Source organism: Pseudomonas sp. NPDC089392, assembly GCF_044749595.1.
GTDB lineage: Bacteria > Pseudomonadota > Gammaproteobacteria > Pseudomonadales > Pseudomonadaceae > Aquipseudomonas.
Genome location: NZ_JBIVIF010000011.1, coordinates 144120 through 151233 on the forward strand (window position 1 = coordinate 144120; position 7114 = coordinate 151233).

Genomic DNA, 7114 nt, shown 5'->3' on the forward strand with positions numbered 1-7114 from the left:
GACCCCCGCTTAGTAGTGGCTCAGTTGCGCCTGCTTGACCAGGTCCTCGTACAGGCGGGCGTAGGGTTCCACCGCCTGGCACCAGTTGAACGGCTGGGTCATCGACAGGCAGCGCATGGCGTTCAGCAGGTCCTTCTTGCTGTAGACATAGAAGGCGCGGCTCAGTGCTTCGCGGTAGCTCTCGACGGTCGATTCGTTGAACAGGAAGCCGGTGACGCCACACTCGATGGTGTCCGCCAGCCCGCCCGTGTTACGTGCCACCGGCAGCGAGCCGAAGCGCTGCGCGTACATCTGGCTGAGGCCGCAGGGCTCGTAGCGCGACGGCATCAGCAAGAAGTCGCTGCCAGCGAACATGCGCCGGGCGTCGGTTTCGTTGAAGCCGATGCGCACGCCGATGCGGCCTGGGTGGCGCAGCGCCAGCTCGCGCATGGCCTGTTCTTCTTCCGGTTCGCCACGGCCAATGATCGCGATCTGCCCGCCTTGCTCGACGATGTAGTCGGCCACGCCCAAGGTCAGGTCCAGGCCTTTCTGGTAGACCAGCCGCGAGACCACGGCAAACAGCGGGCCCTCGGAGGGCTCCAGGCCGAACAGTTCGCGCACTTCCTGGGTGTTGCGCGCCTTGCCTTCCCAGTCGTTGATGCTGAAGTTGTGCTGCAGGTGCTTGTCGGTGGCCGAATCCCAGCTTTCGTCGATACCGTTGGGGATGCCGCCGAGCAGGCCTTGCTGGGCCTTGCTGGCGAGGAAGCCATGCAGGCCACAGCCGAATTCCGGGGTAGTGATTTCCCGGGCATAAGTGGCGCTGACCGTGGTGATGTGGCTGGAGTAGGCCAAACCGGCCTTGAGGAACGACAGCTTGCCGTAGAACTCCATGCCTTCCTGCTGCATGGCGTGATCGGGGATCGCCAGCTCGGGGCTGCAGCCGCGGCTGTACACACCCTGGTAGGCCAGGTTGTGGATGGTGAACAGAGTTGGCGTGTTCAGGCCGCGCCAGTGCATGTAGGCGGGGGCCAGGCCAGCAGGCCAGTCGTGGGCGTGCACCACTTCGGGCTGCCAGTGGATCTTGCCTTCGCCAGCGGCAATTTCGGCGGCGGCCAGGCCCAGGCGGGCAAAGCGGATGTGGTTGTCGGGCCAGTCGCGGCCGTTGTTGGCGCCATAGGGGGTGCCGTCGCGCAGGTACAGCTCGGGGCAGATCAGCACATAGATGACCAGGCCGTCGGCCATGTCCATGCGCCCGATCTTGCACGGCGGCAGCGCTGCGTGGCCGCCCAGTTCACCGACGATGTGGATGGGGTTGTCGCTTTCCATCACCTGGCGGTAGCCGGGGATCAGCACCCGCACGTCGTGCAGGTGCGCCAGCGCGCGGGGCAGGGCCGCCGACACGTCCCCCAGGCCGCCGGTTTTCACCAGGTCGGAAATTTCCGAGGTCACGAACAGAATCTTGCGTTTGTTGGGGTTTTGCTGGCGCTGGGCGCCGGGTGCCTTGCCTGTCGTGGCGAAATCCGGGGTAAGCGGCTCGCGGTTGTCCGGGTTGAATGAATCTACGTGAGGCTCGACAGCGGCACTGATCATACTTCTCTCCGTCCCTATGCTTGGCCGGGTGCTGGCACCCGTGGCGATGTTTCGTGTTGGTACTCTCTAATTCTGAATGCTGCGTAATGCGTTCCATGCCCCAGGGTCGTGCGCGCAGGCACAGCGCGATCGGCGTTCCGGCCGAGGCGATTGGGCGGGTTGGGTGGCGGGCCGAGGCTGGGAAGTCCCTTTGCGTTTGGCCTACTTAATTCCTGACCTGCCCGCTTTCCTGAAAGTTCGACTTTTTTGGTCACTCTTCCGATGAGCAAATGGCGGGCCGAAAGCCGAGTGTAGGAGAGAAAGAGATAAAAAGGTGACCCACTGGTCACTATTGTTATGTGCGGAATAGACGCAAACGTTGGCGTTTGTGAGCGGATATGAAAAGGGGCGACGGGGGTGTTGTGCGGGTGCGCCAAAATGTGGCCGGAGCGGGCTCATGCACCATATTGGGGCTCAGGAGCGGTGTTTGCTTCTTCGCGGGTAAACCCCGCTCCCACAGGTACCGTGGGATCTCAGAGGCAGCACAAACCTGTAGGAGCGGGTTTACCCGCGAAGAGGCCAGGCCTGCAAAAAACGAAGGGGGCGTTCAGCAAGGTGGGAGCATCACAGCCCCCACCAGAGGAAGGAACAATCAGACGCTGACAGCCTTATCGCCATCACGCTGTTGCGCCAGCAGCAGGTTCAGTTGGGCAACCTGCTGGCGCAGCTGGTCACGTTCGTCCTTCAATTTACGCAGCTCATCACGGCGCACGGAAACATAGAGTGTCTGGGTTGGGGTTGCAGGCATCAAAGTACCCATGAGCACACCTCGCGGTTTTGGCTGGTGACAAGTCAAAGCGTAGACGCTTCACGCGGGGCGCATTTTGAATTCTTTCGCAGGCCTTTGGAACTTTTTTGTTTATCGTGGTCTCGCCGTTCGTCGCTGAACCCTCGTGCGGCATGCTGGACTAATCTGAAAAGCTGGACTGTGTTGTCATCCATTTGAAAGGGGAGCATCGGCTCATGCAACTGGGAATCATCGGGCTGGGCCGCATGGGCGGCAATATCGCAAGGCGCCTGATGCGCGCCGGCCACCGCACCGTGGTGCACGACCGCAACCGTGAGGCCATCACCGGCCTGGAGGGCGAGGGCGCCCAAGGCGCGCATGATCTCGGCGCGCTGGTACAGAAACTGAAAGCGCCGCGCGCGGTATGGGTCATGCTGCCGGCCGGTGAGCCCACCGAGCAGACCATCGCGCAACTGGCCGAACTGCTGGAGCCGGGCGATGCGATCATCGACGGCGGCAACACGTTCTACAAGGACGACATGCGCCGCGCCGCTGAACTGGCCAAGCGCGGCCTGCACTACCTGGACGTCGGCACCTCCGGCGGCGTGTGGGGCCTGGACCGTGGCTACTGCATGATGATCGGCGGCGAAAAGGACGTGTTCGAGCGCCTGGAGCCGCTGTTCAAGGCATTGGCACCGGGCGTGGGTGACATACCGCGTACCCATGGCCGCAGCGGCGAGCACCAGCGCGCCGAGCATGGCTATATCCACGCCGGCCCACCTGGGGCCGGGCACTACGTGAAAATGGTGCACAACGGCATTGAATACGGCCTGATGCAGGCCTATGCCGAAGGCTTCGACCTGCTGCGCAGCAAAGGCGGCAACGAGCTGCCGGAAGAACAGCGCTTTGATCTGAACGTGGCCGAAATCGCCGAAGTGTGGCGGCGTGGCAGCGTGGTTACCTCGTGGCTGCTCGACCTCACCGCCGATGCGCTGGTGGCCGACCCGCAACTGTCGCAGTTCAGTGGCTCGGTGTCCGACAGTGGTGAAGGCCGCTGGACCATCGATGCTGCCGTCGAGCAGGCGGTGCCGGTGCCGGTGCTGTCCAGCGCGCTGTTCGCGCGCTTCCGTTCGCGCCAGCAGCAGGGCACCTACGGTGACAAGATTCTCTCGGCCATGCGCCTGGGCTTTGGTGGCCACGTCGAGAAGAAAGGCGAATGACTAAACAGACCATTCCAGCCGCACCCCCTTGCACCCTGTTCCTGTTCGGCGCCAATGGCGACCTGGTCAAGCGCCTGCTGACGCCGGCGCTGTACAACCTCAGCCGTGACGGGTTGCTCGACCGCAATTTGCGCATCGTCGGCGTCGATCACAACCCGGCCAGTGCCGAAGACTTCGCCGAGCGCCTGCGCGCGTTCATGGCCGAACGCGACAAGGGCGGCGAGGGCGTTGCCAAGTGCCTGGATGAAAAACTCTGGGCACGCTTGGCCAAGCGCCTGGATTACCAGACAGGCGATTTCCTCGACCCGGCTACCTATGCGGCCATCGGCAAGCGCATCGACAAAACCAGTCATGGTAACGCCATCTTCTATCTGGCCACCTCGCCGCGCTTCTTCCCGGAAGTGGCCCAGCGCCTTGGCGAAGCCGGCTTGCTCGACGAGTCCGCCGGTGGCTTTCGCCGGGTGGTGGTCGAAAAGCCCTTCGGCACCGACCTGGCCAGCGCCGAGGCGCTCAATGCCTGCCTGTTGAAGGTGATGGGCGAGCGGCAGATCTACCGCATCGACCATTACCTGGGCAAAGAGACGGTGCAGAACATTCTGGTCAGCCGCTTCTCCAACGGCCTGTTCGAGTCGTTCTGGAACAACCACTACATCGACCACGTGCAAATCACTGCCGCGGAAACGGTCGGCGTCGAAACCCGCGGTGCGTTCTACGACAGCACCGGGGCCCTGCGCGACATGGTGCCCAACCACCTGTTCCAGTTGCTGGCGATGGTGGCCATGGAGCCACCGGCCGCGTTTGCCGCCGATGCCGTGCGCAGCGAGAAGGCCAAGGTGGTCGGCGCCATCCGCCCATGGTCGGCGAAGATGGCCCTGAAAAATTCGGTGCGTGGCCAGTACAGCGCTGGTAAGCAGGGGCGCAAGCAGCTGCCCGGCTACCGCCAGGAGGCCAACGTTGCGGCCGACAGCCAGACCGAGACCTACGTGGCGCTGAAGGTGATGATCGACAACTGGCGCTGGGCCGGCGTGCCGTTCTACCTGCGCACCGGCAAGCGCATGAGCGTGCGCGACACGGAAATCGCCATCTGCTTCAAGCCCGCACCGTATGCGCAGTTCCGTGAGTCGGAGCTGGAGCGGCCCAAGCCCAACTACCTGAAAATCCAGATCCAGCCCAACGAAGGCATGTGGTTCGACCTGCAGGCCAAGCGCCCCGGGCCGGAGCTGGTGATGGAGAATGTCGAGCTGGGCTTTGCCTACAAGGACTTCTTCAAGATGACCCCGGCGACGGGTTACGAAACGCTGATTTACGACTGCCTGACCGGTGACCAGACCCTGTTCCAGCGGGCCGACAACATCGAGAACGGCTGGCGTGCGGTGCAGCCGTTCCTTGATGCCTGGGCACAGGCGGGCGAGGTGCATGAGTACCCGGCCGGTGAAGACGGGCCCGAGGCTGGCAATGAACTGCTGACCCGGGACAAGCGCGAGTGGCACCGGTTGGGGTGAGAGGTTTGTAAGCCTGTACCGGCCTGTTCGCGGCGGTTCGACGCCTCGATAAACCCGCTCCTACAGGAACACCACCACCTGTAGGAGCGGGTTTATCGAGGCGTCGAACCGCCGCGAATAGGCCAGCACAGGCAACCACACAAAGGAGACCCAATGCCCGCCCACATCGAAGACTACGCCCTGCTCGGCAACTGCCGCAGCGCCGCCCTGGTCAGCCGCGATGGCTCGCTCGACTGGCTATGCCTGCCACGCTTCGACGCCCCCGCAGTATTCGCAGCCCTGCTGGGCAACGAAGAAAACGGCCGCTGGCGCCTGGCCCCCTGCGACCCGGTCGAGCACAGCAGCCGCCAGTACCTGGCCGACACCCTGGTGCTGGAAACCACCTGGGTCACTGCCAGTGGCCGTGCCCGGGTGCTCGACTTCATGCCGTTGGGCGAGGTCAATTCAGTGGTGCGTATCGTCGAGGGCGTGTCTGGCGAAACCAGCTTCGAAATGGACCTGGTCATGCGCTTCGACTACGGCCGCAGCGTCCCTTGGGTGGAACGGCTCGACCCGCTGACCCTCAGCGCCGTCGCCGGCCCCGACCGGCTGATCCTGTGCAGCACCGTACCGCCACATGCCCGCGACCACCACACCGTCGCCCGCTTTCGCGTCGCCACGGGCGAGCGCCAGGTGTTCAGCCTGCGCCACCAGCCGTCCCACCTGCCGGTGCAGCCCGACTGCAATGTGGACAATGCTCTTAAAGCCACCATTGACCAATGGCAGACATTCGCTGCGCGCTGCCCGGAGGTTGGCCCGTACAGCGCCTTGGTACGCCGCTCGTTGCTGACCCTCAAGGCCATGACCTACGCCCCCACCGGCGGCATCGTCGCCGCCGTTACCACCTCGCTGCCCGAGCGCGTCGGCGGCGAGCGCAACTGGGACTACCGCTTCTGCTGGCTGCGCGACGCCACCATGACCCTGCTGGCATTCATGAACCTTGGCTACTTCGACGAAGCCCAGGCCTGGCGCGAATGGCTGCTGCGCTCGGTGGCCGGCAACCCCGAGCAGATGCAGATCATGTACGGCCTGGCCGGCGAGCGCGACCTGCAGGAATACACCCTGCCGTGGCTGGCCGGTTACGAGCATTCGCAACCGGTGCGGGTGGGCAATGCCGCGTCGCAGCAGATGCAGCTGGATATCTATGGCGAACTGGCCGATGCCATGACCCAGGCTATCAAGGGCGGCTTGCCCCGCCACCCGCGCAGCGCCGCCATCTCCCGTTTGATCCTGCCCTACGTCGAGCGCATCTGGCGCGAACCGGACGAAGGCATCTGGGAAGTGCGCGGCGGCCGTCAGCAGTTCGTGCACTCCAAGGTCATGGCCTGGGTGGCGTTCGACCGTGCCGCCGGGCTGGCCGACACCACCGAAGAAGGCCGCGAACAGGGGCAGCATTACCGCCAGGTGGCTGACCAGATCCGCCGTGAGGTGTGTGAGCATGGCCTGGACACCGGCGGCAAGTTCTTCGTGCAGGCCTATGGCTCGACCGAGATGGACGCCAGCCTGTTGCAGATCGCCCTGACCGGCTTCCTGCCAGCCGATGACCCACGCTTTCTGCGCACGTTGGAACAGATTGAACAACGCCTGCTGAAGAACGGCCTGCTGCTGCGTTACGACAGTGACAGTTGCAGCGATGGCCTGACGCCGGGCGAGGGCACCTTCCTGGTGTGTTCGTTCTGGCTGGCTGACGTTTATGTCTTGCTGGGCCGTCAGGCAGAAGCCCAGGCGCTGTATGAGCGCCTGACCGGCCTGTGCAACGACCTCGGCCTGCTGGCCGAACAATACGACCCGGCCGGCCAGCGCATGCTCGGCAACTTCCCCCAGGCGTTTAGCCATATCGGCATCATCAACACCGCGCTGAACCTGCACCGCGCCCAGTGCCCGGTGCGCGATCGGGCGAGTTGCGGATAAGGCAAGCGCGGCCCCTGTACAGGCTGTGTGAAAACTCAAAATCAGAGTTCAGCCCGCCAGCGCTGATCTCTGACTGAGACTTTCAGATAACCGAGAGATACCTCTCA

General features: G+C 63.9%; 5 protein-coding genes. 3 read left to right on the top strand and 2 right to left on the bottom strand.

From position 1 onward, the window contains the following. Positions 1-9: 9 nt before the first annotated feature. Positions 10-1569 (bottom strand): glycogen synthase GlgA, encoded by a 1560-nt coding sequence (gene glgA / locus ACIP1G_RS12975; RefSeq protein WP_400737402.1) that lies wholly within the window; start codon positions 1567-1569, stop codon positions 10-12. A 631-nt stretch (positions 1570-2200) separates the two neighbouring features. Then, positions 2201-2368, bottom strand: coding sequence for a DUF6026 family protein (locus ACIP1G_RS12980; RefSeq protein ID WP_400737405.1), 168 nt, complete (start codon positions 2366-2368; stop codon positions 2201-2203). Between the two features lie 203 nt (positions 2369-2571). Between ACIP1G_RS12980 and gnd the strand changes: the two genes are divergently transcribed. The 3 genes from gnd (at position 2572) to ACIP1G_RS12995 (ending at position 7007) form a co-directional block, all read left to right on the top strand. Continuing rightward, entirely contained in the window at positions 2572-3555 is a 984-nt protein-coding gene (gene gnd / locus ACIP1G_RS12985; protein ID WP_400737408.1) for a phosphogluconate dehydrogenase (NAD(+)-dependent, decarboxylating), read from the top strand. Beyond that, positions 3552-5057, top strand: a complete 1506-nt coding sequence (gene zwf / locus ACIP1G_RS12990) for a glucose-6-phosphate dehydrogenase (RefSeq protein WP_400737411.1) — start codon at positions 3552-3554, stop codon at positions 5055-5057. Before gnd ends, zwf begins: the two co-directional genes overlap by 4 nt. Positions 5058-5210: 153 nt before the next feature. Next, positions 5211-7007, top strand: coding sequence for a glycoside hydrolase family 15 protein (locus tag ACIP1G_RS12995; RefSeq protein WP_400737414.1), 1797 nt, complete (start codon positions 5211-5213; stop codon positions 7005-7007). The last annotated feature ends 107 nt before the right edge of the window (positions 7008-7114 follow it).